Here is a 26,801-nt window from a genome sequence, read left to right as displayed (position 1 = left end):
GAAAAATGAAGACATTGCGACGTGCGGCCCTCGTAGCCGCCACCATGTCCTTGGCGGTGAGTGGCTTCACGTTGCCAGCCGACGCGGCGCCACCAGGCGACGCGCCGGTCGCGGAATCGGTGGCCGGGCAGAGACCCAAGGAGCGAGTGGCCAAGGATCAGAACGGCCACGTGCTCCTCTACGTTCACGGTCAGAACGAGCCCGACCTCCGGAATGCCGTCAAGGCGGTCGGCGGGACGGTTTCCGCCGCGCAGCCGGGACGGGTCAGGGCGGCGGTGGCCGAGGACAAGGTCGATGAACTCGCGAAGCAGCCAGGAGTCCGCGAAGTGAAGCGGCCGACCAGGGTGCTCCCGTCGAGTGTGACTTCCGAAGGCGTCGGGGTTTCCGGGGCTCAGGCATGGATCGACACGAACAACAAGGGCGCCGGGGTGAAGATCGGCATCCTGGATGTCGGCTTCGCTGGCCTTGCCGCCGCACAGGCGGCAGGTGAGCTTCCGAGCGGAACCCAGCTCGTCACCAACGGTTCGAACTGTCTCGACGCCACGATCGACGATCCGCACGGGGTGAACGTCGCGGAGATCGTCCATGACATGGCGCCCGCCGCACAGCTCTATCTCGCGTGTGTCGAGGACGACATGGGCTTCGCGCCTGCGGCGGACTGGCTGCAGCAGCAGGGCGTGCGGATCATCAGCGCCGCGATCGCCGTACCGGGAGCCGGGCGTGGCGACGGAACGGGGCCGGACGTCAACAGCCCCGCCCAGGTCGTTCAGCGCTCTCGCCAAGCCGGAATCCTGTGGTCGGCGGCGGCGGGCAACTACGGTGAGCGGCATTTCGCCGGCCAGGCGGCGGACCGGACCGGTGCGTCCACCTGGGTCGAATTCAATGGTGCTTCGGAGGTCAACAGCTTCTCGGTCGGTGCGGGGCAGCCGGCGACGGTGACTCTGCGCTGGGACGCCTGGCCGGTCACCACGAAGGACCTCGATCTCTACATCACCGACCAAGCTGCTGCTCCGACCGGACCGAACGATCCGCATGTGGTGGCTCGATCGACCCTCGCCCAGCGTGACACCGCCGGCGGCGGTGCTCCGGTCGAAGAGGCGACCTTCACCAACGACTCCGGCTCCGGTGGCACCTATTACGCCTGGGTCAAGAACAACAACGCTCCCTTCACGACGAAGTTCGACCTCTATCTGACCAAACTGGGGAAGACCGGCGGTTTCCAGTGGTCGACTCCCGCGGGGAGCATCGCCGAACCCGCCAGCTCGCCGTACGTCCTGGCGACAGGCGCGACCAAACCCGCGTCGGGGCAGCTCGAGCCGTACAGCAGCCACGGCCCGACCGTCGACGGCCGGACCAAGCCTGACATCACCGGGTTCGCCAGTGTTTCGACGTCCGCCTCTGCGCCTGACCTTTTCACCGGCACGTCCGCGGCCGCGGCGCACGTGGCTGGTGTGGCCGCCTTGTTCAAGGGGGCGAACGCGCAACTGGACGCCGCGCAGTTGGAGTATCTGCTCAAGTCTCGCGCGAAGGCCGTGTCGGGTGGAGCTCCTAACGACTGGGGCGTCGGTGTCCTTTGGGCCGGTTCACCGGGCTCGGCGATCGCCGCTCAGCCTGGCGGTTACACCGCTCTTACGAATCCGACCCGGATCCTCGACACCAACACGGCGGTCGGCGGACACCAGAGACGCTTCACCGCGGGTGAGACGTTCGCGCTGACGGTTCCCGGCGCACCAACCACTGCGACGGCGGTCGTGCTGACCGTGACCGCGGGCCTGGCCGACGGGCCGACGGAACTGCGGTTCACCGCCGGCAACCCCGGTGCCGCACAGCCGATCCGGTTCCCTGTGCAGACCAGCAGGCAGACCACCTTGACGGTCATCGTGCCGCTCGGGGGAGACGGGGCCGTCCGCATCCACAACACCGTCGGCACGCCGGGGATGACGGTGGACTTCGCGGGATACTTCAGCCCTGATGGAGTAGGCACCTATACGGCCAAGCCCGGGGGTGCCCGGCTCCTCGACACGAAGAACCTGGCATCGGTGAAGAACACCCCGCTGGGCGCGGGCGAGGAGATCGCTGTCCAGGTCCGGGGTGTGTCGGGTGTTCCGGCGAACGCGACCACCGCGGTGGTGAACCTCACAGCGGGTCAGTCGACTGCGGGGACCTTCATCTCGGCCTATCCGCAGACTTACACGCCCGACACCAGCAGCGTCTTCATGAACGTCGGCCAGCGGCGTTCCAACATCGCCTTCGTCCGGATCGGTGACGACGGGAAGATCCGGCTGCGGAACTCGGCAGGTTTGACCCACCTCGCGGTCGACTTGCTGGGTTGGTTCGCCCCTGGGAATGGGGCCCTGTTCGTCCCCTCGCTCGGAACCAGCCGGGTGATCGACACCGGCACCGGCACTGGCGTCCCGATGGGGACCCTCAAGCGGGGCGCCACCGTGACCGCCCAGGTCGCCGGAACAGCGGGGGTGCCACTCGGCGCGACCGGCGTGGTGGTCACGGGCTCCGCGGCGGACAAGGTGATCAACACGGGCGTCTCCTTCTTCGCTCCTGAAACCGGTTTCGCCAACGCACCCGCACTGCAGGTCGACCAGGGCAAGATGGTTCCGGCCACGGCGCTGGTGCCGCTCGGCCCCAGCGGGAAGCTCAGCGCGTCGAACACCGAAGGAGAGGCCGAGCTCACCGCTGACGTGACCGGCTACTTCGTCGGGGGCCCGGCGGCCGGGCCGGCGGGAAACTGCGTCAACGCGAACCTCGAACCCGGGTTCAGCTCCCTCATGGACGGTCGAGCCGAGTCTTCTCTCGCCCGCTGGGGCCCGGCTCTCGCCACGCAGGACGGTTGTGAGTTCGGCACGTTGGCCGGTACCGCCGGCCCATGGAACCCGTCCAACCTGTTCGACAACGACTACACGCTGAAGGTGGATTGGAAGGCGACGGGCGCGAACTCGCAGTCGGCCGTGCACGTCGGCCTTCCGCGTGGTCCTGGCCCCGCCGCGGCGCAGATCGCGATCGGTGGAGCCTCGGCGGCGCCGACGGACGCGACCGGGGCGATCAAGGGAATCAAGGCACCCATCGCGACGGCGGCGAAACCGGTCGGGGAGTGGAACACCTTCGAAATCACCGTGGCCGGTCCCAAGGTGACGGTGCTGCTCAACGGCACCAAGGTGAACGAGTACACCGCTCCGACGATGTTCAACCGGCGTTCCTACGTCCAGCTCTCCGGCCATGGAACCGGTGACCAGGTCAAGTACCGCAACCTGAGGACGCGCTCGAACCGAGTGTCGATGAGCGGACTCATGACCGGTGTCGGTGGTGCTTGTCTTGATCTGTCCGGTGGCGTGCCCACCAACACCACGGTCCAGATGTGGACATGTACGTCCTCTGTGGCACAGCAATGGACGGCTGGGGACACCGCCCTCCACGTCCTCGGTCAGTGCCTCGACGTGCAGGACGGTGCGACGGCGGCCGGCTCTCGCGTCGTCGCGGTGGGCTGTGCCGGATCCTTGACGCAGGAATGGCAGATCTTCGATGACGGCCGGATCTTCAACCTCGGATCCGGACGCTGCCTGTCGGCGGCCGGTGCGACGGACGGCGCCATCGTCACCATCCAGGACTGCAACGGTCAGGCCCAGCAGATCTGGAAGATCGCGGAACGCGCCGCTCCGGCCGGTCAGCTCACCGACGGCTTCGGTTCTTGTCTCAATGTCAGCGGCCGTGTCGTGGCCAACGGTGCCACCATCGGGACAACGGGTTGTATCGCGTCCTTGTCGGACACGTGGACCTTGTCGAAGGACGGGAGCATCCGTGCGCTCGGTCGCTGCCTCGATGTGAAGAACGGTGCCGTGGCCGACGGGACGGCGGTCTGGTCATACCTGTGCACTGGTGACGCGGCTCAGTTCTGGCAGCTCCGGCCTGACGGCTCCGTCATCAATCCGAAGTCAGGAAAGTGTCTGGACTCGACCCAGGGTGCCACTTCGGTGACGATCCAGACCTGTACGGGCTCGCAGTTCCAGACTTGGACCGTGGTCCGGTCTTTCCCGCACAAGGGGCGGCTCGCCGGCGTGAGTGGCAAGTGCGCCGACGTCTACTACAACAACGACGCGAACGGCACGGCGATCAATCTGTACACCTGTAGCGGATCCACCGCGCAGCAGGTGCTGGTGCAGAACGACGGCACCATCAGGATGAAGAGCCGCTGCATGGACGTCACCAACGGTGCCACCGCGAACGACACGCCGGTCCAGCTGTGGGACTGCAACTTCGGACCCTCCCAACGGTGGTTCCAGCGCCCGGACGGCATGATCGAGAACACCGGTTCCGGCCGTTGCCTCGGCACGCTGAGCGGTGGCGACGCGGAAGGAACGCGTCTGGTGATCTATGACTGCCAGGGCGTCGCCAACCAGCGTTGGGGAATCGATTTCGAGTAGTTGATAGCCGGTAGGGAGGATCGAGGACCACCGCTGTCCTCGATCCTCCCTACCGTCGTCCGTATGACCCTCTCGCCGTTCACGATCGCCGTCCCCCAACGCGACCTCGACGACCTCGCCGCCCGCCTGGCGAACACGCGCTGGCCCGACGAGATCGACGGCGTCGGCTGGGCACTCGGCACGCCCCTCGGGTACCTCCAGGACCTCGCCGAGTACTGGCGCCTCCGCTACGACTGGCGCGCGCACGAGGAGCGCCTCAACGGCTTCCCCGGTTTCCTGACGAACATCGACGGCGCGAATGTCCACTTCCTGCACGCGCGGTCACCGGAGCCGGACGCGATCCCGCTGGTGCTCACGCACGGCTGGCCGGGGTCCATTGTGGAGTTCCTCGACGTCATCGGCCCGCTGTCCGACCCGCGCGCGTACGGCGGCGATCCCGAGGACGCGTTCCATGTCGTCGTGCCGTCGCTGCCCGGCTTCGGGTTCTCCGGGCCGACGACCGAGGCGAATTGGGGATCCGACCGGATCGCCGACGCCTGGCCGGTGCTGATGTCGCGCCTCGGGTACGAGCGGTTCGGGCTGCACGGGGGTGACTGGGGCGCGATCGTGTCGCGTCAGGTGGGCGTCCGGTGCCCGGAGCGGGTGATCGGCGCGCACCTGACGATGCTGCCGAGCGCGGTACCGGAGTCGGAGGCCGATCTCGCGGGGCTCACCGGCGACGAACTCGCGCGTGGCGAGGCGGCGCTGGCGCGCGGGCGGGACTTTCAGTACGGCGAGCTGGGCTACGCGATGATCCAGGCGACCAAGCCGCAAACGCTTGCCTACGGGCTCACCGACTCACCGGCCGGGCAGCTCGGGTGGCTCGTGGAGAAGTTCAAGTCCTATTCGGACTCGCGTGACGTACCCGAAGACGCGATCGACCGCGACGATCTCCTGACCAACGTGATGCTCTACTGGCTCACGGGCACCGCGAACTCGTCTTCGCGGATCTACGCCACGCTGGGTGGCGCCTGGGGCGAGGAGCCGCCGAGGTCCACAGTGCCCACCGGGGTCGCCGTGTTCCCGAAGGACACCGGGCTCCCGATCCGGCATCTCGCCGAGCGCACCGACAACATCGTGCACTGGTCCACTCCGGACCGCGGCGGGCACTTCCCGGGACTGGAGGTGCCGGACCTGCTCATCGGGGACCTGCGGGCGTTCTTCCGCCGGTTCCGCTAGCGGCTCCGGGATGTTATGAACGGGACTTTCATTGCGAAATTTGCAATGAAAGTCCCGTTCATAACACTCTCGTCAGAGGTACTGGCCCGGCCCGTGCGACTCGCCGCCGGCTCCGTGCCCGCCCAAGGCGGCACCGCCCGCGGAAGGCCCGGCCGGAAGCCCGCGGCGCATCTGCTCCAGCTGCACCCGCGCGGCCATCTGCTGCGCGAACAGCGCGGTCTGGATGCCGCTGAACAGCCCTTCCAGCCAGCCGACGAGCTGAGCCTGCGCGATCCGCAGTTCGGCGTCGGACGGCGTCGAGTTCTCGGTGAACGGCCGGACCAGCCGCTCCAGCTCGTCCTGCAGTTCCGGCGCCAGCGCCTGCTCCAGCTCGCGGATCGAGGTCTGGTGGATCTCGCGCACCCGGGTGCGGCTGGCGTCGTCCAGCGGCGCGGCGCGGACCTCCTCCAACAGCTGCTTGATCATCGTGCCGATCCGCATCACCTTGGCGGGTTCTTCGACGAGGTCGCCGAGTGACTCCTCCTGATGCGCCTCCTCGCCGGAAGCGGACGAGGCGAGACGCGCGGTGCCGACCGGGGTGCCGTCGGGACCGACGACCACCACGTGGGGCGAGGAGTCGCCGCCGTCACCGGGGGTGGTCGATTCACGGGAAACTGGGTCGGTCATGTGCTCCATCCTGGCCTACATCGGGCACGAAGCGCAGTGTGGTTTTCGGCTCCGTCTCCGAGCGTAGCGGGAATCGTCGCGCCCTGTGGTCGGGCACCCAACCCCGGGTAAAACGCCAAACCGCACGTCCGTACGGTGTCCCCATGGCGTTCGACGTCGCTCGTATCCGTGGGTTGTTTCCCGCGCTGGGTGACGGCTGGATTCACTTCGACGGCGCCGCCGGAATGCTCGTACCTGAACAGGTCGCTTCGGCCGTATCCACGGCCATGCGCGCTCCGGTGTCCGGGCCGGGTGGAGCGTTTCCGGCCTCCCAGCGTGCGGAGAGCATTGTCACGGCCGCTCGCCGGGCGGTCGCCGATCTCGTCGGCGCCGACCCGGCCGGAGTCGTGCTCGGCCCCAACGCGCCCGATCTCATCCGCCGTCTCGTCGACGCGATGGCCGATCGCTGGACGATCGGCGACGAGGTCGTCGTCTCCCGGCTCGACGAAGAGGCCAATCTCGCGCCGTGGCGCCGCGCCGCGAAACGGGTCGGCGCGGTCGTGCGCTGGGGCGAGATCGACATCGAGACCTGCGAGCTGCCCGCTTGGCAGTACGAGAACCTCGTCTCCGCGCGCACCAAGGCCGTCGCGGTCACGCTGGCCTCCGGCTCGGTCGGTACCCGGCCCGACGTCCCGACGGTGATCGAGTTCGCGAAACGGGTCGGCGCGCTGGTCGTCGTCGACGCGACGTACGCGGCCCCGTTCGTGCCGCTGGACCTCAACGCGCTCGGCGCCGACGTGATGGTGGTTTCGGCGCAGGCCTGGGGCGGGCCGTCGGTGGGGGCGCTGGTGTTCCGCGACCCCGAACTGCTCGAACGCCTGCCGTCGGTCTCGCTCGATCCGGCCGCGCGCGGCCCGGCCCGGATGGAACTCGGGCCGCACGCGTATCCGTTGCTGGCCGGCCTGATCGCGTCGATCGACTACCTGGCCGGTCTGGACGACGCGGCGATGGGCTCCCGGCGCGAGCGGCTGGTGACGTCGCTGGGCTCGGCGAAGTCGTACCACGCGGGGCTTCTGGCGCAGCTGTCCACGGAGCTGCGTTCGCTGCGGCACGTCATGGTCATCGGCGACGCCATGCGCCGGATCCCCGCGCTGGCCTTCGCCGTCGCGGGCAAGAAGGCGCCCGAGGTCGCGGAGTACCTGGCATCCCAAGGACTCTGCGCCTTCGCCGACGACGGCACCAGCGGCGTCTTCGGCTCGCTTGGCGCCGCCGAAGTCGGCGGCGCCGTGCGGATCGGCCTCGCGCACTACTCGAACGTCTTCGAGGTCAATCAGCTCGTCCGGGTGCTGGAAGAAATCCGCTAGGACTTCGCGGCCAAAAGAACCTTGCCGAAAACCGTGCCGTCTTCGAGCGCGCGGTGCGCGGACGACGCTTCGGCCATCGGCACGACCTGACCGACGATCGGCTTCACCGAACCCTGCTCCACCAGCGGCCACAGCCGCTCGCGGACGTCGGCGACGATCGCCGCCTTCTGCTCCAGCGGCCGCGCCCGCAGGCCCGCGCCGTACAGGCTGCCGCGTTTGCCCAGCAGCTTGCCGATGTTCAGCTCGCCCTTGGCCCCGCCCTGCAGACCGATGATCACGAGGCGCCCGTCCATGGTGAGCACGTCGATGTTGCGGTCGAGGTACTTCGCGCCCATGTTGTCGAGGACGACGTTCGCGCCGCCGGTCTCGGCGCGCAGGACCTCCACGAAGTCCTGCTCCTTGTAGTTGATCGCGATGTCGGCGCCGAGCTGGCGGCAGCTCTCCAGCCGCTCCTCCGACCCGGCGGTCACGGCGACCGTCGCGCCGAGCGCCTTGGCGACCTGGATCGCGTGCGTGCCGATCCCGCCCGCTCCACCGTGGACGAGCAGCACCTCGCCCTCGGACAACCGCGCGTGCATCACCACATTCGCCCAAACCGTGCACGCGACTTCGGGTAAACCGGCGGCCGCGAGCAATTCGACTTCGGCGGGAAGCGGAAGCAGTTGTCCGGCCGGGACGGCGACCTTTTGCCCATAGCCGCCACCGGCGAGCAAAGCACAAACCTCGTCCCCGATTCGCCATCCTTCGACGCCTTCGCCGATTTCGGCGATCGTGCCGGAACATTCGAGGCCGAGGATTTCACTGGCACCCGGCGGGGGAGGGTAGAGCCCTTGGCGTTGCAGCAGGTCAGCCCGGTTGACCGCGCTCGCGGCGACGTCGATGACGACTTCGCCTTCGCCCGCCACCGGATCGGCCACCTCTGTCCATTCGAGAACATCGGGATCGCCGGGCTCACGGATGGTGATCGCGTACATACAACCGACCCTATCCCGGTGTCATAAAGTCCGCCGAACGTCGGTTGACCTGTGGCACAAACCACACAAAGGTGACGCCCATGTCATATTCGCGAAGAAGCATTGTTCCCTCGATCGTGGTGGCGGCCACCGCCGCGCTCACGGTCGGGATGGCTCCCGCGGCGACGGCCGCCCCCGCCCTCGACGGACCGGCGTTGGCGAAGCAGCTCGTCGACAAGGTCAGCGGGACCAACGTGAACCGGCACCTGATCGCGCTGCAGCGGATCTCGGACGCGAACGGCGGGCGCCGCGCCGCGAGCACCGAAGGCCACAAGAAGTCCGCGGAGTACGTCGCCACGAAGCTGGAGCAGGCGGGCTTCACGGTCACCCGGCAGGAATTCCCCTTCACCTACGCGGAAACCCTCGCGGAGAAGCTGACGGTCGCGGGCGCCGACGTCCCGATCATCATCATGTCCTACAGCCCGTCGACGCCCACCGGCGGAATCACCGCCCCGCTCGCGGTGGTCCCGGTCGACGCCACCAGCGGCTGTGAGGCCGCCGACTACGCCGGCGGGGTCACCGGCAAGATCGCGCTGATCCAGCGCGGTGGCTGCTCCTTCGCGCAGAAGCAGGCGACCGCCGCCGAGGCGGGCGCCGTCGGCGCGATCGTCTACAACAACGTCCCGGGCCCGGTCAACGGCACCCTGGGCGACCCGGCCGCGGGCAAGATCCCGACCGGTGGCATCACCCAGGCCGACGGCCAGGCGCTCGCCACCCAGAACGGCGTCTCCGTCACCCTCGACCTTCGTGCCTTCCAGGAGGCGCGGACCAGCTACAACGTCCTCGCGGAGACCAAGACCGGCCGCAAGGACAACGTGGTGATGCTCGGTGCCCACCTCGACAGCGTCACCGAGGGCCCCGGGATCAACGACAACGGCACCGGTTCCGCCGCGCTGCTGGAGACCGCGCTGCAACTGGGCAGCAAGCCCAAGGCCAACAACGCCGTCCGCTTCGGCTGGTGGAGCGCGGAGGAGTTCGGGCTCGTCGGCTCGACCCACTACGTCAACTCGCTGAGCTTCGAGCAGCAGCTCGACATCGCGCTCTACTTCAACTACGACATGATCGGCTCGCCGAACGCGGCGTACTTCGCCTACGACGGTGACAACTCCGACGGTGTCGGCGCGGGTGCCGGCCCCTACGGTTCCGCGCAGCTCGAGAAGACCCTCGTGGACTACCTCGAGAAGGGCAAGGGCGTCCCGGTCGAGGGCACGGACTTCACCGGTCGCTCGGACTACGGCCAGTTCATCGCGGTCGGCATCCCGGCGGGTGGCCTGTTCACCGGCGCCGAAGGCGTGAAGACCGCGGCGCAGGCGGCGAAGTGGGGCGGTAGCGCCAACGTTCCTTACGACAAGTGCTACCACCAGGCCTGCGACAACCTCGGCAACGTCGACCGAGTCGCGCTCGACCGCAACTCCGACGCCGTCGCCTGGGCGCTGGGCGTGTACGCGACCAGCACCGAGAACATCAACGGTGTCCCGGCGGGCAAGGCCGCGAAGACCACGGCCGTGCGCGCGGCCGAGCGGTCCGCTCAGCGGAGCATGACGGCTTCGGTCCAGGCCGACGACCACCATGCCACGGTCGCCGAGTAGTCACTTCAAGCTGCTATGAAAGGACCTTTCCTTGCAAAATTTGCAAGGAAAGGTCCTTTCCTGGCGTTCGGGACCGGACTCAGCCGAGGTTGTTCGTCGCGAAGGTGTCGCACCGCGCGGGCTGGCCGGTCTGGAAGCCGGTGGTGAACCACTTCTTCCGCTGCGCCGACGTCCCGTGGCTGAACTTCGATTCGTCGACCCGGCCGCCGCCGAGCTTCGACTGGATGTAGTCGTCACCGATCCGCGAAGCGGTGTCCAGCGCGGAATTGACGTCTTCCTGGCTGATCTCGCTGATCAGCGGCCGCCCGGTTTCGGTCGGCGTGGTGGTCGCGTGGTTCGCCCAGACGCCGGCGTAGCAGTCGGCCTGCAGTTCGAGCCGCACCGATCCCGACGTCGGTCCGCTTCCGGTGCCCTTCTTGGAGACGCCGGTCAGGTTCTGCACGTGGTGGCCGTACTCGTGCGCCAGCACGTACGCCTCCGCGAACGGGCCGCCCTGCGCGCCGAACTTGGTGCGGAGTTCGTTGAAGAACCCGAGATCGATGTAGACCTCCGAGTCGCCAGGGCAGTAGAACGGCCCGACGTCCGAGGTCGCGTTGCCGCAGGCCGTGTTCACGCCGCCGTTGAAGAAGTTGGTGACGGCCTTGCGGTAGGTCGAACCGGACCGCTGGAACTCGCCGCCCCAGTAGTCCTGGATCGAGTTGATGATGGCGACGATCGCGCAGTCGTGCTTCTTGTTCGCGTCCGCGCCGGTCTTGCATTCCTGCGACAGCGACGTGTTGTCCATCTGCTGCCCGGAACCCACGCCGCCCAGACCGCCGAGCCCACCCGAGGACGGGTTCAGGCTCACGCCGCCGAACTGGGAGATGAGGAAGTAGATGACGAGGCCGACCACGCCGAGCCCGCCGCCGCCGAGTGCCACCCGGCCACCGATACCGCCACCACCACCGCCGCGCAGGTCCTCGACTTCGGAGGTGTCCAGGCCCGCGCCTTCGTCGAATCGCACGGGGGAAGCGTAGCCGGAGAGGCCCGGATATGCCTGGGTGCGGCCACCCAGGGTGGCCGCACCCAGAACTACCGAGGTTGTCTTGTTCTGATCGCCGGTCGGCCGCGATCAGCGGGCCGGCGTCCGGCACTGCCGAGGCGGTCGAAGAGGCCGCAAACCCGAAACAGGCACGAGTGACGCCGAATGCGCGAGAATTGTCGAGCGCATCTCAAGATGCCCGCGCTCGTCGCTGTTCACAGTCGCGGCCGGCCCGGTTCGTTCCGTTCCGGTCGCGGGGACACAGCAGGCGGTCAACCGCGAGAATCACCCGCCATACCACCACCTGACCCTTCCCGGCTGGGAGCAGGTCCGGCGACCTTCCTGCGGTTCGCCCGATACTTGCCCGACCATCCGCTGACAAGCAGAATGCGCCTTTTCTCGCCGAGTCTCAACCTTTTCGTAACCCTCCTTCGGGCGAATGTCGCGCCGGATTTTTCAGGCACCGGAAAGTGACCGGTGGGTATGCGCCCCGTGCGATCAAGGATCTACCCTGCGTGGATGGCGGTGGAGCAGAAGAACGTGCGCTGGCTGTCCGAGTCCGAGATGGTCGCCTGGCGCTCGTACATCGTCGCCACCATGCGGTTGCGGCAGCGTCTGCATCGCGAACTCGCCGAGCGTCACGATGTCACCCTCGCCGACTACGAGGTCCTCGTCTGCCTTTCGCTCCAGCCCGACGACCGGATGCGGATGTCGGAGCTGGCGAGCATGCTCGGCTCGACCAAGAGCAGGCTTTCGCATCAGATGGTCCGGCTGGAGGCCGAGGGCATCATCCGCCGCACCCGCGACCCGGCGGACAAACGCGGTGTCGTCGCGGAGCTGACCGAGCGTGGCGCCGAACTGCTGAAGGGCGCGGCGCCGACGCACGTCGAGGGAGTCCGGGAGCATCTGATCGACCTGCTCAGCCCCGAAGAGCAGCAGGTGCTGGGGCAGGCTTTCGGGCGGGTTCTCGATCACCTGTCGGAGATCGACGGTCTTCCCCGCCTGCCGCCGGTCACCTCGTGAGGGAAGTTTGGCGGTAGCGGTGGGATTCGAACCCACGGAGGACAGAGCCCTCGCATGTTTTCAAGACATGTTCCTTCGGCCGCTCGGACACGCTACCGCTGTCGAGGGTATCTGACGGCCGATGCGGAGAAAGCTTCGGATCTAGTCGAAGTCCCAGTCGGTCGCGATGCCGATGACGACGAACAGCAGCAGGAGACCGACGACGATCGCGACGCCGATGTAGCCGATGATGATCGCCGCGAGCGCCATCCCCTGACCGCCCGCTTCGCCGCGTTTGGCCTTCGAGTGCGCGATATGCCCCATGATGACGCCGATCAGCGACGGCAGCCCGCTGCAGACGACCAGACTGGCGATCGACACGACCAGTGCCGCGATCGCCAGGCCCTGCTCCTGCGGCGGCATCGGCGGGCCGTATCCGTAACCCGGTTGCTGGTACGGCTGACCATAAGGCTGCTGGCCGTAGGGCTGCTGCTGACCGTAGGGGTCCTGCGGATAGGTCACCGGCACACCGTAACCGCCGGAGCCGGGTTCAGGACGCTTGAGTCTTCGCGGCCTTCGCGGCGATGCGTGCCTGGACCTCCGGACGGCGCAGCGGCGGCACCGTCGGCGGCGGCTGACGGCGCGCGGGCAGCGCGGAGAGCAGCCGCTCGGTGATCTCGGTGATCTCCGCGACGGCGGCCTCGAACGGTTCGCGCGTGGCGTCCGAGAGGGTTTGCACCCCGGTCACCTTGCGCACGTACTGGCGGGCGGCGGCCTCGATCTCTTCCGGCGTCGCCGCCGGCTCCAGGCCTCGAAGCGTGGTGATGTTCCGGCACATGCCCCGATCGTACGTGCGCCCACCGACGCTTCCGGGGGCTTCGATCACACAGTCGGTTAGAAGCTGCCCCGGTTCGTTGACGCCGAAAAACGCGCTTGGGCAGTCTCGGCGGAGTGCCCCTCAGACCCCGCTCCCTTCGCCGTGCCCCTGTCGAGCCGACTCCCGAACCGGCCGACCCCTCACCGATACCGGAACAGGTCTGGCAGCGTGTCCCGATCGACGCCCTGATCGACCTCGTCACCGAGGTCTTCACCGCGCACGATCTGCCGTGGTCACGTGCCCGCATGGCCGCCGAGGCGTTGTGCCACGGCGATCTCACCGGCACCCCCGAGTCCGGGGTCGCCGAGCTGACCCGGGTGCATCTGCCGATGCTGGCCGACGGCCTGGTCCGGCCGCGGGCCGAACCGCTGATGATCGCCGACCGCGGTGCCGCCGCCCTGATCGACTACCGCCGCGCGCCGGGCCTGTGGGCCGTCGGCGACGCGATGGACCGGGCGGTGTCCCGGGCGGGCCGGTACGGCGTCGGGCTCATGTCGGTCCGCGGGGTCGGGCCGTTCGGCCGCGCCGGGCACCATGCCGCGCGGGCGTTGCCGCACACCATGATCGGGCTCGTCATGGCGGCGGGGGGAGAGCGCGGGACGGCCGCGAACCCGCTCGGTATGGCCGCCCCCGCCGGCGCCTATCCCGAATTCGTCCTCGACCTGGACACGCTGGCCGACGTCGACAGCGCCGCGGTCGCCGGATTCGCCCTGCTGGTCGAGATCTTCGCCGGGGTGCTGTCCGGCGTCGGCGATCACGACCACGACACCGGCCTCATGGTGATGGCCATCGCGCCGACGACGCTGCGCAGCGCGGACGGTTTCTACAAGGCCGCGAGCGCGTTGTTCGGGAGCCTGCTCGGCTGGGAGGGCGGGACCCCGGTCCGCTATCCGGGCTGGCGTGAGGCGCAGTACCTCGAACAGTGCCAGGCGCTGGGCGTCCCGCTGAACGAGCCGGTGCACCGCGAACTCGAGGAACTCGCGAGGGCGCTGCGGCTGCCCCCGCTTCAGGGCCGCTAGGCGCATCCGTCGACGTTCCTGACCGTCCACAAGGGACACAAGTCAGGTAGAAATGTCCGATTGACTACCGTTTGGCCGTATCCTCAAGTCCGTGCGCAGGTCGTCGATGAAGGAATTGGGACGTTGAGTGTCCCAATTCCTTCATGGACGCGGGGCACACTCGGTTGCGAAGCTTGATCAACAGAGGATCAGGGGCCTGACCACCAGCCCCACCACTCAACGCAGCCGGGAGCCTATGAAGGCACTCCCTCTGGCTGCCGGTCGCCGTCCCGGGAGCGGCACTGACCAGCAGCTCTGCGACTTTGCCGGGACCCTGCCCCTGAAAATAGGGAAGGAGGCCTTCACGGACTTCCGAACCGGGGGCCCAGGGGGCCGCTAGGCCAGGACGACGCGGCCGCCTTCGCCGCCGACCTCCACGACGTCGCCGTTCGTCAGCTGGCGGCCCCGCCGGACCTCCACCTCGCCGTTGACGGTGACCTCTTCGGCGTCGAGGAGGTCTTTGGCGTGCGATCCGTCCTCGGCCAGGTTGGCCAGTTTGAGGAACTGGCCGAGGCGGATCGGTTCGCCGGTGATCGGCACGTCGTGGATGCTCATGGGGAGATCATCCCCGGGCGTCCATTTTCCGGTACAGGGTGGCGACGTCGGTGTCGAAGTAGCTGCTGTAGGACGTGTCCGGATCGTCCCCGCCGTAGAGGTAGCCGCCGATGACACCGACGACGGTGCCGAGCCCGGTCGCCGGGTCGGGGTCGACCACCCACGGGCCGCCGCTGGTGCCGGTGGTGAAACCGGCGCAGTCGACGCGCATCTGGTAGGTGTCGGCCTGGCTGCTGGTGCCGTGGCAGACGATCGGCGTTTCCCGCGCGTCGGGATAGCCGGTCAGCGTGATGGTGTGGGCGAAACCGCCGCTCGCCAGCAAGGTGTTCGCGCCGGTGACGCTTTCGAGCGTCTTCGTGTTACCCGCCTGATGGGCGGTCGCGAACCCGACATCGAGATCCGGATCGGACGAATCGGCCCAGCCGGCGGGAACCTGCGGATCCGTGACTTCCCAATAGCCGTAGGGCGCGACGCCGTCGTGATAGCCGGGCGCGAACGAGATGCCCGTCGCGTATTCGCCGCCTTCGCCGTCGTGGAGGCAATGAGCGGCGGTGAGCAGGAGGTCCCCCGGGCCGCTGTGGACGACGCTGGCCGTGCAGTAATGCGTCCCGTCGGCGAAGAGCGCGCCGATCGCCGGGTTGTACCGCGGCGCGGCGGGGGCGCCCTCCACCTGCACGGTGGTGGCGGTGTCGTCGTCGGCGGTCTCGGCGGGGTTCGACGCGGCGGAGCAACCGGTCAGAACGACACAGAGCACGAGCAACAGGGCGCGGCGCATCGCCTTCCTTTCGCTCATCCACGGCTGTCCTGCCTATAGATCACCATAAGTGGTCCGCGAACACAGCCCGAACCGATCAACGCACAGCAAGCTCACAGCGGCACGGGCCGGATCCCGTAGTATGTGTTACTTCGGGTAACGGTCTGGGGTGGACGGAGGGCGGGCATGAAGTCGTTCACGAACAAGGTCGTGGTGATCACGGGCGCGGGCTCGGGAATCGGCAGGGCACTCGCGATCGAACTGGCGGGGCGCGGCGCGCGGCTGGCGCTCTCCGATGTCGACGCGCTCCGCGTGGGCGAGACCGTCGCGCTCTGTGTGGCCGTCTCGCCGACGGCGGAGGCGAAGGCGTACGGCCTGGACGTCGCGGACCGTGACGCGGTGCTCGCCCACGCCGAGGAGGTCGCCGCCGATTTCGGGGGCGCCAATGTCCTGGTGAACAACGCCGGGGTGGCGCTCGGCGCGACGGTCGAGGAAATGACCTGGGACGACTACGACTGGCTGATGGGGATCAATCTCGGCGGCGTGGTCAACGGCACGAAGGCCTTTCTGCCGCAGGTGATCGCCTCCGGCGACGGGCATATCGTCAATCTTTCGAGTGTGTTCGGCTTCATCGGTGTGCCTACGCAGAGTGCCTACAACGCGGCGAAATTCGGCGTGCGCGGCTTCACCGAGGCGCTGCGGCAGGAAATGCTGATCGCCCGGTATCCGGTCAAGGTCAGCTGCGTGCATCCCGGTGGCATCAAGACGAATATCGCCCGCGACGCCCGGGGCGGCGTCCAGCGGGACGTCGGCAAAGCCGCGCAAGGATTCGAAAAGATCGCGAGGACGACGCCGGAGAAGGCCGCGCAGACCATCGTGCGCGGTATCGAACGGGGGACACCGCGGATCCTGATCGGCGGGGACGCCTATGTCATCGACGCGATTCCCCGCGTGCTCGGATCCTTTTACCAGCGGCCGTTGGCGCTGCTGGGACGGGTGGGCATGCGCGCTCTCCGGAAATGAGAAGCCTCTGAACGGAGTAACCCTCCGTGGTCCGGGACGGCTAGCGATAACTCGATCGGGGTGCATTACTTACGGCGGCGTCGGAAATGCACCACAATGCTGACGTTCGTGATTCCCCTTCCGGAGGTCCCCATGCCGCGCGCCGCCCAGCGCCGTACGTCGACCGACGCCGCGTTCTCCGCGCCCGTCGAGACAGTTGAGTTGCTGGACCGCACGGGGATCATCGCCGCGAGCCTGCCGAAACGGCGGCGCAGCCCGGAGAACGAGATCGAGCCCGAGCCGCTGCCGGTCCGGAACCCGGTCTGCGAACCGGTCGTCGACAAGGACCTGCGGCCCAAGGCCGTCGTCATCCACCGGCGCGCCAGGTCCTGGCTCGTCGGCGGCGCCGGGGTGGCGCTGCTCGCGATCGGCTGGCTCGCCGGCACGGTCACCCTCGAACCGGTCGACGACACCGCCTTGCCCGAGCCGCTGCCCGCCGTCGCGACGCAGCAGGCCGTACCGCAGCCGCCCGCCGCGCAGCCCGCGCCGCAGGCGGCACCGGTGACCGTCTATGTCCCCGTCACCGTGAAACAGCAAGTTCCCGCCCCTGCCAAGAAGAAGGCCGCGAAGGATCAGGTCGTCGCCCTGCCGCCCGCCGAGACGCGCCCGCCGGAGCAGCCGCGGTCCGACCTCGGGACGGGCAAGACCACCGACGGCATCCGGAACATGATGGATCCCGCCATCGCGACCTCGCTGGCGATGGAAATGGCGCAGGGGATGATGGGCTACAACTCCGGTCGCTGACCCGTCAGCGCCGCGGCGAGCGCGGCCCCTTCGCCGGGGTCGCCGTGCACGAGTTCGGTGCGGTGCACCACGCGTGGTGAGGACAGGGAAAGCGTCCCCACCCCGTCGAGCACGTCCGCCGGGAGCAGCGCCAGCCCCTGACCGGCGGCGACCAGGCCGAGCAGCCCCCGGACGTCGGTCCCGGTGTACCGCAGCCGGCTGCGGAATCCGTCGGTCGAGGCGGATTTCCTCAAGCGCTCCAACGGAATCGCGACGTCCGGCGCGTCGATCCAGCCCGCGTCGGCGAGTTCCGGCAGCCGGGCGGTCCGGCCTGCCAGCGGATGGGTGACGGGCACCGCGACCGCGAGCGGACGTTCCGCGACGACGGTGGTGGTGAGCGGTCCGACGTCCGGCAGGGAGAGCGGATCGCTCGGTGCGGCCATCCCGTCGACGAGCCCGAGATCGAGTGAACCGGTCGCGACCTCTGTCAGGACGTCTTCGCGGCCGAGGACGCGCAGCTCGGTGCCGCGGTGCACGGCGGCGGCGACTTCGACGGTGAGCGACAGCGGGGTCAGCCCGAGGACGACCCGGCCGGTGGGGGCCGCGGTGAGCCGGGCGAGGTCCGCGCGGGCGGCGTCGAGCCGGGTCAGCAACGGCCCCGCGTGTTCGAGCAGGCGCTCCCCGGCCCGGGTCGGGGCGACGGGTCGCCGGGTCAGCAACGCGGTGCCGAGATCGTGCTCGAGCGCTGCGATGTGCTGTGAGATCGCGGATTGCGTGTACCCGAGGTCGCGCGCGGCCCGGGAGAACGAGCCGCCGCGGGCCACCGCCACGAAAGTACGGAGCAGATGGGTCTCCATGGTCATCAGTATCGCTTATGGAAAGTGCAGGAATCATCGTTGGTGCTGAACTCGCTCTCCGGGTGAGGATGGCCGCATGACACAGACAGCCCGCGTCGCCCTGGTCGGCGACCGTTCGGACGGCGTCCGCTCCCACGTCCGCATCCCGAAACTCTTCGAACGCCTCGCCGAACGAGACGGCCTCGAACTCGACGCCTACTGGATCCCGACGGACGCCGTCGGTGACCTCACCGGCTTCGACGCCGTCTGGCTGGTACCCGGCAGTCCCTACCGGTCCGAAGCCGGCGCGGTGGACACCGTGCGCGCCGCCAGGGAGAACGGCGTCCCGTTCCTCGGCACCTGCGCCGGTTTCCAGCACGCCCTGCTGGAATTCGCGCGGAACGTCTGCGGGCTCGGCGGGATCGGGCACGCGGAGAACGCGCCGGACGCGGACGAGCGGCTGATCGTCCCGCTGGCGTGTTCGCTCGTCGGGCACGAGGGCGCCGTCGACGTCACGCCGGGCACGCTGGCGGCGCGGATCCTCGGGGCCGAGCGGTCGGTCGAGCGCTACCACTGTTCGTACGGTCTCGACTCCCGGCACCTGGAAACACTGGTGGCGCACGGTCTTGTCTTCAGCGGGTTCGACGGCGACGGCGACGCGCGGATCGTGGAACTGCCGGACCATCCGTTCTTCCTGGCCACGCTGTTCCAGCCGGAACTCGCCGGTGACGGAACCCGGCCGCATCCCGTCGTCCAGGCGTTCGCCCGCGCCGCCGTGGCGCACGCGAATCTGTCCATCCACAGTGGACACTGACCGGAGTTGTGGGCCGGATGGCCGCTGACACAGCGGAAGTGATCGACTACCGTGAGCCAGGGGGAGGGGCTCATGGAGAAGGGGGATTCCGCTCGGGGCACCACGTTCAAGGCCGCTTTCGCGGTGGGCGAGTTCCGGGCGTTGTGGGCGGCCGAGGCGCTTTCGCAGGCCGGTGACCAGCTGGCCAGGGTCGCGTTGTCGGTGCTGGTCTGGGAAAGAACGGCGTCGGCGGGGCTGACCGGGCTCACCTACGGGCTGACGTACCTGCCGACGCTGCTCGGCGGCACCCTGTTCGCCGGACTGGCCGACCGGTATTCACGGCGGACGGTGATGATCGTCTGCGATCTGCTGCGCGCGGCGCTCGCGGCGCTGATGGCCGTCCCGGGGACGCCGCTGCCGGTACTGGCCGGGTTGCTGGTGGTCCTGACCATGGCGGGCGGACCGTTCCGGGCGGCGCAGCTCGCGCTGCTCCCGGATGTCCTCTCGGGAGAGCGCTACGTCGCCGGTCTCGCGGTCCGCACGATCACCATCCAAACGGCACAGCTGGCGGGTTTCGGCGGTGGCGGACTGGTCATCGGGCTGGTGAAACCCCAAGGGGGACTGGTGATCGACGCGGTGACCTTTGTGGTCTCGGCGCTGCTCGTGTCCACAGGGGTCCGTCGCCGGGCGCCCGCCGTCACGGAATCCTCGGTGAAAAGCAGGCTGGCACGGGCTTTCAGTGGTGAAGGGGCCCGGGAACTGTGGCGTGGCAAGGGAATCCGCGTCCTGTTCGGGCTGAAGATGCTCGCCGGGTTCGCCATCGCGCCGGAAGGGCTCGCGGCGCCGCTCGCCGAGGGGCTCGGGGCCGGGAGTTTCGCGGTCGGCCTCATTCTCGCGGCCGACCCGGTCGGTTCGGTAATAGGATCGTGGATCTTCACGAAATGGGTTCCGGCACGACGGAAAACACGTATCGTCGGCATTCTCGCCATCGCATCCGTCGTCCCTTTGCTGTTCGTCTTCTTTCGCCCTCCGCTGCCGGTCTGTCTCGCGTTGATCGGACTGAGCGGGGCCTGCGCGGCGCCGTACCACCTGCAGGCCGTCGCGTTGATGGCCCGCGCCGTGCCGGACGGCGTCCGGGCGCAGGTAATGGGCCTGACCTCGACGAGTTTGGTTACGGTACAAGGGATCGGGATCATGCTGGCGGGGGGATTGGCCCAGCTGACCGGTCCGTTCGTGGCCGTCGGCGTGGCCGCGGTGGTCGCCGTCGCCTCGGCGGGACCGATGGCGATGGCGTGGAAACGCGCCATCGCCACCGGATCCGATGTGTGGCTCCCGGCCGGGAGCCGAGCCGGCTGAATCGATGGGATCAGTCCTCGCGACCGTTCATGATGATCCTCCCTCCCACTGCTCCATCTGTGTGTTCCGGAATTGAACTCGAACCACCCTCAGTACTACCTCGGATACATTGAAATACGTACGGAAGGGGGACCGGTGACGATGATTATGGGGGATACGGAACTCGCCGGAGAAGGGGCCGGTACACGTCTGAGAGCCTGGGTCGGACAGTGGGAGTTATGGTCCGGACCACGTGGCGTACCTGCGGTTTTTCTTGTCGTGGAAGGACTTGCGGCGGCGGTCGCGGTCATCGCGCTGCTCCGGTCGAACTACGAGAACACGGAATTCGTCCGCTTTGGATCACTGCTCGGCCTCGCTTTCGTCCAGGCCGAGCTTTCCCGTTCGGTGGAACGTTTACGACGTACCCTCTGTGACCGGCCACATATCAACATGACCTCGGTGTGGACGTTCGCGGGGGTACTCGTCCTTCCACCCGGCCTCGCCGTCACCCTCGGCCTGGCCATCTACCTGCACCTTTGGCTCCGGGTGTGGCGGGGGATGAGCCACCGCCCGGCCTACCGCGTGGTGTACTGCGCGGCGGCGATCGTGCTCTCCTGCCTGGCCGCGGGGGTCATCGTCGCCGGCTGGAACGGCCTGCCGGCCGGATTCACCGGCTCGCTGCGGATCGTCGAGGCGGCGGCCGTGTTCACCGCGGCCAACGCGTTCATCGTGGCGCTTTCGGTCTACCTGCACACCGGCGGCCGGTCGCTGAGGTCGTTGTTCGGTACCGGCGACGACAACCTGCTGGAAGTCACCACGCTGGTGCTCGGGACCTCGACCGCGCTGGGCATCGTGCACGCGCCCGCGCTCGTCCCGTTCGTCCTGCTGCCGGTGCTGGTGCTGCACCGCAGTGTGCTGGTGCGGCAACTGGAGATCGCGGCGAACATCGACGGCAAGACCGGGGTGCTCAACGCGCACGCGTGGCATCTGCTGAGCGAGCGGGAGCTTTCGTCGGCGGCCAGGACCAAGAGCAAACTCGGCGTGCTGATGCTCGACCTCGACCACTTCAAGCAGGTCAACGACGTCTACGGGCACCTCGCGGGTGACGTCGTGCTCAAGGTCGTCGCGGAGACGATCTCCGAACACGTCCGCGATTACGACTCCGTCGGACGCTTCGGCGGCGAAGAGTTCGTCGTGCTGCTGCCCGGGGCGACGGAGACCGAGGTGATCCCCGTGGCCGAACGGGTCCGGCGGGCGGTGATGGACATCGAGGTCGAAGTCGCGACGGCTTCGGGACCGCGCACCGTGCGCGGGCTTTCGGTCTCGATCGGCGTCGCGGTCTACCCGTCCGGCGGGACCGTCCTGGAGCGGCTGCTGCACGTCGCCGACTCCGCGCTCTACCAGGCGAAGCACAACGGCCGGAACCGCGTCGTCTCGCTCGCCGCCGCCTGAACACCCGCGTTTAGTCCTCTGGATGCGTTCCTTGCGCGGGCAACTACCGCATCCAGAGGACTTAACGCGGGAGGTCAGTCGACGTCCATCGCGTTGGGGTCCTTCTTGCCGGTGTCGAGCGGTCCGAAGCCGCCGGCTTCCAGCTTTTCCCAGTCCTCCTTGGTCGGCTTCTTGTACGTCTCCTCGTGGATCCGATCGACTTCTTGTTCGTAGGTCTCGCGGTTCTGCCGCTTCATCTCCTCGGGCCAGTCGCCGTCCCGGATGGTGTCCCGGGCCATGTGCAGTTCCTTGACGTCGTGGCTGGACAGCGGCGGAGTGGTCGTGGACGTACCGGGCCCGGTCGAGTAGGTGAGGCCCTTACCGCTGGCGTGCGCGTCGTCGATCATCTTGTGATACGAGTCGTCCGCGATCTTGCCGTCGAGGGTGTTGTTGGTGTTCTTGAACCCGTCACGGAAGGCGTAGTCGAGCTGGTTGAGCTGGATCGCCGTGTTCGGGTCCCCGCCCTCCAGCGCGTTGCGCTCCGAGTCGCGATAAGCCTGGCTGTTCTTGAAGGCGCTCGGGTCCTTCGAACCTTCCGTCAGGTCCTGGTCGCCCTTCATGCCGGTGCCGATGTGCGACTTGTGCGCGGGTTTGGCCTCCTGATACGCCCAAGCGTGGTTTTCCAGGTCCTTCTGCTCGTGGCTCGCACCCCGCGCGCCGCCACTGCCGCGGCCGATCGCCTCGTAGGGGATCGGGTGCTCGGACTCGTGGGAGTCGCCCGAGACCTTCTCCCGGCCGTCGTTCTTGAGGTCGTTGTCGTATTTCGCCGTGAGCCGGTTCTGCTCACGGGTCTTCGCGCCGTGCGTGCCGTCGAGGTAGCTCTGCGGCGGACGCCGCGGCTTCTTCGGCCCCGGCGCCGGTTTCGGCTTGGTGACCCGGTTGCCGGGGGACTTCGTCTTGCCGCCGCCGGCCCGGCCCTTGCCACAAGTGCCCTTCTGCGGCTTCGTGGGGGCGAGGCCGAGCGGGTCGATCATGTCGGTCGGGTTGCCGACGTAGGCCAGCGAGTCCGACGCCGGTTCGAGACCGAGCGGGTCGTGCGAGAGGTACCGGCCGGTGTCCGGGTCGTAGTAGCGCTTGAAGTTGTAGTGCAGTCCCGTTTCCGGATCGTGGTACTGGCCCGGGAAGCGCAACGGCGTGTACGCCTGCCCCGGCGGCGAAAGCACCTTGCCCCACAACGAGGTGTGCAGATGCCAGGCGACGTTGCCCGCTTCGTCGAGCAGTTCGCTGGGCGAGCCGACGACATCGGTCACGATGGCGTGGAAGCGGACGTCGTGCCCGGCGGTGCGTTCGATCTGGGTGATCGGCCGCCGGTCCGTGCCCGGCTCCCAGTCCCAGGCGATGACGGTCCCGCCCCGGATCTCCTCCGCGAGGTTCGCGCCGTCCCAGGTGAAGTCGATCTGTTCGAGGATCCGGCCCTGGGTGTCGAGATGCTGTTTGGCGATCCGCCGTCCGAGCGCGTCGTAGTGGTAGAGCCACCGCTCGCCGTCGGGGGTGACGACGCCGGTCAGCCGGTCGTCGGAGTTCCACTGGTAGGTCCAGTCCCGGCCGGCTTTGCGGCGGGCGATCGTGCGGCCTTCGCTGTCGTGCAGGTACGACGTCTGCCCGGCGCCGGTCATCAGGGTGCCCTGGTAGTGCCGCGGCCCGACGGCGGGATCCGCGCCCGGCCAGCCCGCCTGCGTGATCGCGCCGGCGAGGTTGTAGCCGTAGCTTTCCCGCCAGCCCTGCCCCTGGATGTCGACGACGCGGCCCGCGCGGTCGACCTTCAGCGAACGCGGTCCGGACAGCAGGTCCGAGATCGACGAGACGAGCCCGTCCCGCAAGTAGCCGTACTCGCGGTGCTGGACGACTCCCCGCCCGCCGGACACGGTCTGGGAGGTCAGCCTGTCGGCGGCGTCCCAGCCCTGGCGCAGTTCCACCGGAGTGCCGTCGAGGCGTCGCAGCACTTCACGGCCCGCGGCGTCGTACTCGAAGCGCACGGTACGTCCGGCGGTCCGCAGCGCGACGGGGCGGTTCGCGGCGTCGTAGGCGAAGAACGACTCGGAGCCCGACGGGGTGCGCCGCGCGACGCGGCGGCCGATGGCGTCGTACTCCGAGCGGACGACCCGGCCGTTGAGCGACTCCGCGACGACCCGGCCCAGCGCGTCGTAGGCGATGGCGACTTCGGAATGCGCGTTGCGCGCCGAGGTCATCCGGTCGGCCGCGTCGTAGGTGAACGTGGCGACGTCGTCGCCTGCCCGGCGGGCCACGACCCGGCCGAGCGCGTCGTGGTCGATGGCGACCGTCTGGCCGAGACCGTTGGCGCGCAACACCAGCTGCCCGGCCGCGTCGTAACCGTAGCGGGTGGTGCGGCCGTTGAAATCGGTCTCGCTGATCAGATTCCCGGCGGGATCGTATTCGTAGCGCCAGGAAAGGCCGTGTTCGTTGGTGACCGCCACCAGCCGCAGCTCGGTGTCGTACACATAGGACAGTCGATCGCCGTCCGGGCCGATTTCGGCGGTGGGCAGGTCGAACTGCGAGTACTCGGTGCGCACCGTGAGCCCGCGGGCGTCCACGGCTTCGTCCAGGTACCCCTCGGTGGTGCGGTTCCAGCGCCATACGGAGCCGTCGGGGTCGATCTGCTCGGCGATCTCGCCGAAGCCGTCCCACTTCGTCCTGGTGACCCCGCCGAGCGGATCGGTGACCGAGGTGGTCTGCCCGAACTCGTCGTAGGTGTACCGCGTGACCCCGCCGAGCGGGTCGGTGACAGCGACCGGCAGCCCGGCCGCGTTGGACTCGATCAGCGTGACGCCGCCGAGCGCGTCGGTCACCACCGCGACGTTGCCCGCCACGTCGTAGCCGTAGGTGGTGGTGGCGCCGGTCGGATCCGTGGTGCGGACGAGCTTCCCGCGCTCGTCGTACTCGCGGCGCCAGACCGCGCCGTCCGGCCCGGTCATGCTGGTCCACCGGTTGAGCCCGGAGTACTCCGCGAGTGCGCGGGCGCCGTCCGGCTGGGTCACGGCGACGACGTTGCCCTCGTCGTCGGTTTCCCAGCGTGTCGTGCGGCCCAAGGCGTCGGTGCGGCTGAGCAGCTTGCCGAAGCGGTCGAGTTCGTAGCGGGTGGTGTTGCCGAGCGGGTCGGTCTCCGCGACGACCCGGTGCAGCTCGTCGAGCTGGTAGCGGGTGACGTGCCCGAGCGAGTTGGTGACCGAGGTGACCAGGTTCTCCCGGTCGTACTCGATGTCGACGTCGAGGACGCCGTCCGTGCCCTGTGCGCGCACGACGCGGCCTTCGGAGTCGAAGCCGTACCGGTACCAGCGGCCGTTGACGTCCTCCCAGCGCACGATGCGGCCCGCGGCGTCGTAGGCGAACCGCAAGGGCAACCCGGCCGCGTCGGTGATCTCGACCAGACGGCGGCGTTCGTCGTACCGGTAGGTCTGGAGCGCGGTTTCCGCGCCGGGCAGCCGAAGCGCGGTGATGAGGCCGTCCTGCGACTCGATGCGCAGGCGGTATCCCGCGGTGTGCGCCAGCTCGCGGGGGACGCCGTTGTCGTCGTAGTGCACGAAGATCCGGTGTCCGTCGCCGTCGGCGATCGCGCGCAGCGGAAGCGTGTCCCCGGTTCCGGAGAAGAGCAGCACACCGTCCGGAGTGGTCACGACGTAACCATCGTCTACTTTGGACAACGGGAGACGCTGACCGAAAGCCGGGTAGACCGGGGCTTCGGAGACCGGGACCGGATAGGTCAGCAGTGAACCGTCGGCGAGCGCGAGATGCAGCCCGTCGTCCTCGACCTCGATCCGCTGGTCCACAGTGGACGCCCACGAAGCGCCGAAGAACCGGCCGAACCGGTACGACGAAAGGTGGGTCCGCGACAAGGTCAGCGGCAGGATCCCGGCGAACACGACGTCGTCCTGGGTCAGCATCATCGAACCGGTCGCGACGTCGATCGGGTCGCCACAGTCTTTGCGGTTCTTCGGCGGGACGGCGTCCCCCGGATCCTTGTTCCCGTCCTTGATCCGCTTGTCCGGCGGTGGCGTCGGGCCGCCCCGATCCTTGGGCGGCGGGGGCGGCGAACCCGACGGTGTGGTCGGCCCGTCCGTGGTCTCGTTCTTCGGCGGGGGCGGTGGATCCGACTTCGCCGTCGGCGGCGGATCGTGCTTCGGCGGCGGCGAACCGGACGGGGTCGTGCCCTCACCGCCACCCTTCGGACCTTCGGGGCTGCCCTTAGGCGTGGTGCCTTCGTCCAGCTTGTTCGGCTTGGGCGAGGGCGCGCCCTTGCCCGGCTGCAGTTTCTTCAGCGCCTTGGCGGCGTCGGCGAACAGGTCGTCCGCCCGCTTCAGCAGCGGCATCAGCGCCTGCAGGGCCTTGACCGTCTTCTTCGTCAGGTTCGCGATCTTGCTCGCGGTCTTCGCCACGGCGTTGACCACCTGCGGGACCACCCAGGTCAGCCCGATGCCGAGGGTGAACAGCACCTGCAGCGCCCAGCTGATCATGTGCCCGATCAGCTCGGCGATGATGTCGCGCACCAGCGCGCGCACGGCGGCGACCACCTCGCCCGCCGTCTTCACCCCGCTGGAGGCGCCTTCACAGCCCGCCTTCGCCGCGTCCAGCAGCGTGACCGTGTCCTTGGCCCGGCCGCGGTACGAGTCGGCCGCGACACCGGTCCAGCTCTGCAGATCGGCGGAGACCATCCCGGCCAGATCCGCGCCGACCTCGCCGAGTTCGGTCGCGATGTTCTTCCAGGTCTCGGCGTTCGCGGCGATCTCGTCGGCGTTGCCGGTGAGCGCGTCGAGCGCCTCCTTGAGCGGGCCGACGTGCTCCATCAGCCAGCCGACGCCGTTCGCGAGGATCGCGCCGAAGGGGTCCATCGCCATCGACAACGCGTCGAGCGCGGTCCCGACCGCGCCCAGCGCCACCGACGCCCAGTCGCCGCTTTCGATGGCCGATTTCAGATCGAACGCCGACTCCAGCAGTGACGAGCCGGTGTACGCCTTCGTCGAGTCTTTTACCTCGGCGACCAGCGGGTTACCCACAAGGACCTTCTTCGCGATTCAGG

The 26,801-nt window shown here is 68.6% G+C and carries 20 protein-coding genes and 1 tRNA gene; 11 read left to right on the top strand and 10 right to left on the bottom strand.

Annotation, left to right across the window (positions count from 1 at the left end; all coding sequences use genetic code 11):
* Positions 1–5: 5 nt before the first annotated feature.
* Positions 6–4,433 carry a ricin-type beta-trefoil lectin domain protein gene (locus SD37_RS40550; protein WP_083255225.1) on the top strand — a complete coding sequence of 1,476 codons (4,428 nt, stop codon included), beginning with the start codon at positions 6–8 and terminating at the stop codon, positions 4,431–4,433.
* Positions 4,434–4,496: 63 nt separating this feature from the next.
* On the top strand, positions 4,497–5,651 hold the full coding sequence (locus SD37_RS40545; RefSeq protein WP_044849700.1) for an epoxide hydrolase family protein: 1,155 nt from the start codon (positions 4,497–4,499) through the stop codon (positions 5,649–5,651).
* A 72-nt stretch (positions 5,652–5,723) separates the two neighbouring features.
* Here SD37_RS40545 and SD37_RS40540 read toward each other — a convergent pair whose 3' ends face one another.
* Positions 5,724–6,326: a bacterial proteasome activator family protein gene (locus SD37_RS40540; protein WP_044849701.1), complete on the bottom strand. Its 603-nt coding sequence runs from the start codon at positions 6,324–6,326 to the stop codon at positions 5,724–5,726.
* A 134-nt stretch (positions 6,327–6,460) separates the two neighbouring features.
* On the opposite strand from SD37_RS40540, the gene SD37_RS40535 reads away from it, so the two are divergent.
* Positions 6,461–7,660: a cysteine desulfurase-like protein gene (locus SD37_RS40535; protein ID WP_037315320.1), complete on the top strand. Its 1,200-nt coding sequence runs from the start codon at positions 6,461–6,463 to the stop codon at positions 7,658–7,660.
* On the opposite strand, the gene SD37_RS40530 is transcribed toward SD37_RS40535, so the two are convergent.
* Positions 7,657–8,634 carry an NAD(P)H-quinone oxidoreductase gene (locus SD37_RS40530; protein WP_044849702.1) on the bottom strand — a complete coding sequence of 326 codons (978 nt, stop codon included), beginning with the start codon at positions 8,632–8,634 and terminating at the stop codon, positions 7,657–7,659. The two genes, SD37_RS40535 and SD37_RS40530, sit on opposite strands and share 4 nt — an antisense overlap.
* 80 nt (positions 8,635–8,714) lie before the next feature.
* Between SD37_RS40530 and SD37_RS40525 the strand changes: the two genes are divergently transcribed.
* Positions 8,715–10,262: a M28 family metallopeptidase gene (locus SD37_RS40525; RefSeq protein ID WP_174567896.1), complete on the top strand. Its 1,548-nt coding sequence runs from the start codon at positions 8,715–8,717 to the stop codon at positions 10,260–10,262.
* A 79-nt stretch (positions 10,263–10,341) separates the two neighbouring features.
* Here the strand turns inward: SD37_RS40525 and ypfJ are convergent, their stop codons facing one another.
* Positions 10,342–11,265, bottom strand: coding sequence for a KPN_02809 family neutral zinc metallopeptidase (gene ypfJ / locus SD37_RS40520; RefSeq protein WP_044849703.1), 924 nt, complete (start codon positions 11,263–11,265; stop codon positions 10,342–10,344).
* 537 nt (positions 11,266–11,802) lie between these two features.
* Here ypfJ and SD37_RS40515 point away from each other — a divergent pair.
* Complete coding sequence (locus tag SD37_RS40515) at positions 11,803–12,306, top strand: MarR family winged helix-turn-helix transcriptional regulator (RefSeq protein WP_044849704.1); 504 nt, start codon at positions 11,803–11,805, stop codon at positions 12,304–12,306.
* 8 nt (positions 12,307–12,314) lie between these two features.
* Here the strand turns inward: SD37_RS40515 and SD37_RS40510 are convergent.
* From SD37_RS40510 to SD37_RS40500, 3 genes are all read right to left on the bottom strand, one after another.
* Positions 12,315–12,403, bottom strand: a tRNA-Ser gene (locus tag SD37_RS40510).
* Positions 12,404–12,447: 44 nt separating this feature from the next.
* The gene (locus SD37_RS40505; protein WP_044849705.1) at positions 12,448–12,807 is read right to left on the bottom strand and encodes a DUF4190 domain-containing protein; all 360 of its coding nucleotides are present in this window, start codon (positions 12,805–12,807) and stop codon (positions 12,448–12,450) included.
* Positions 12,808–12,835: 28 nt separating this feature from the next.
* Positions 12,836–13,123, bottom strand: a complete 288-nt coding sequence (locus SD37_RS40500; protein ID WP_037316517.1) for a DUF2277 domain-containing protein — start codon at positions 13,121–13,123, stop codon at positions 12,836–12,838.
* A 113-nt stretch (positions 13,124–13,236) separates the two neighbouring features.
* On the opposite strand from SD37_RS40500, the gene SD37_RS40495 reads away from it, so the two are divergent.
* Positions 13,237–14,181 (top strand): Ldh family oxidoreductase, encoded by a 945-nt coding sequence (locus tag SD37_RS40495; RefSeq protein ID WP_235783672.1) that lies wholly within the window; start codon positions 13,237–13,239, stop codon positions 14,179–14,181.
* A 375-nt stretch (positions 14,182–14,556) separates the two neighbouring features.
* Here the strand turns inward: SD37_RS40495 and SD37_RS40490 are convergent, their stop codons facing one another.
* The gene (locus SD37_RS40490) at positions 14,557–14,775 is read right to left on the bottom strand and encodes an RNA-binding S4 domain-containing protein (protein ID WP_005149665.1); all 219 of its coding nucleotides are present in this window, start codon (positions 14,773–14,775) and stop codon (positions 14,557–14,559) included.
* A gap of 7 nt (positions 14,776–14,782) precedes the next feature.
* The gene (locus SD37_RS40485) at positions 14,783–15,550 is read right to left on the bottom strand and encodes a trypsin-like serine peptidase (RefSeq protein ID WP_044849785.1); all 768 of its coding nucleotides are present in this window, start codon (positions 15,548–15,550) and stop codon (positions 14,783–14,785) included.
* Between the two features lie 165 nt (positions 15,551–15,715).
* Between SD37_RS40485 and SD37_RS40480 the strand changes: the two genes are divergently transcribed.
* Complete coding sequence (locus tag SD37_RS40480) at positions 15,716–16,552, top strand: SDR family NAD(P)-dependent oxidoreductase (protein WP_044849706.1); 837 nt, start codon at positions 15,716–15,718, stop codon at positions 16,550–16,552.
* Positions 16,553–16,684: 132 nt separating this feature from the next.
* On the top strand, positions 16,685–17,335 hold the full coding sequence (locus tag SD37_RS40475; RefSeq protein WP_236725237.1) for a hypothetical protein: 651 nt from the start codon (positions 16,685–16,687) through the stop codon (positions 17,333–17,335).
* Here SD37_RS40475 and SD37_RS40470 read toward each other — a convergent pair.
* Positions 17,317–18,177, bottom strand: coding sequence for a LysR family transcriptional regulator (locus SD37_RS40470; protein ID WP_044849707.1), 861 nt, complete (start codon positions 18,175–18,177; stop codon positions 17,317–17,319). The two genes, SD37_RS40475 and SD37_RS40470, sit on opposite strands and share 19 nt — an antisense overlap.
* A 70-nt stretch (positions 18,178–18,247) precedes the next feature.
* Between SD37_RS40470 and SD37_RS40465 the strand changes: the two genes are divergently transcribed.
* The 3 genes from SD37_RS40465 to SD37_RS40455 all read left to right on the top strand — a co-directional run bounded on the left by SD37_RS40465 (position 18,248) and on the right by SD37_RS40455 (position 21,730).
* Entirely contained in the window at positions 18,248–18,964 is a 717-nt protein-coding gene (locus SD37_RS40465) for a CTP synthase C-terminal region-related (seleno)protein (protein ID WP_044849708.1), read from the top strand.
* A gap of 72 nt (positions 18,965–19,036) precedes the next feature.
* The gene (locus tag SD37_RS40460; protein ID WP_044849709.1) at positions 19,037–20,299 is read left to right on the top strand and encodes an MFS transporter; all 1,263 of its coding nucleotides are present in this window, start codon (positions 19,037–19,039) and stop codon (positions 20,297–20,299) included.
* 294 nt (positions 20,300–20,593) lie between these two features.
* The gene (locus SD37_RS40455; protein WP_044849787.1) at positions 20,594–21,730 is read left to right on the top strand and encodes a GGDEF domain-containing protein; all 1,137 of its coding nucleotides are present in this window, start codon (positions 20,594–20,596) and stop codon (positions 21,728–21,730) included.
* A gap of 74 nt (positions 21,731–21,804) precedes the next feature.
* On the opposite strand, the gene SD37_RS40450 is transcribed toward SD37_RS40455, so the two are convergent.
* Positions 21,805–26,778, bottom strand: coding sequence for an RHS repeat-associated core domain-containing protein (locus SD37_RS40450; protein WP_044849710.1), 4,974 nt, complete (start codon positions 26,776–26,778; stop codon positions 21,805–21,807).
* Positions 26,779–26,801: the final 23 nt, after the last annotated feature.

Origin of the sequence: Amycolatopsis orientalis (assembly GCF_000943515.2) — a bacterium.
Classification (GTDB): domain Bacteria; phylum Actinomycetota; class Actinomycetes; order Mycobacteriales; family Pseudonocardiaceae; genus Amycolatopsis; species Amycolatopsis orientalis.
This window is presented reverse-complemented; position numbering and strand designations above follow the sequence as displayed.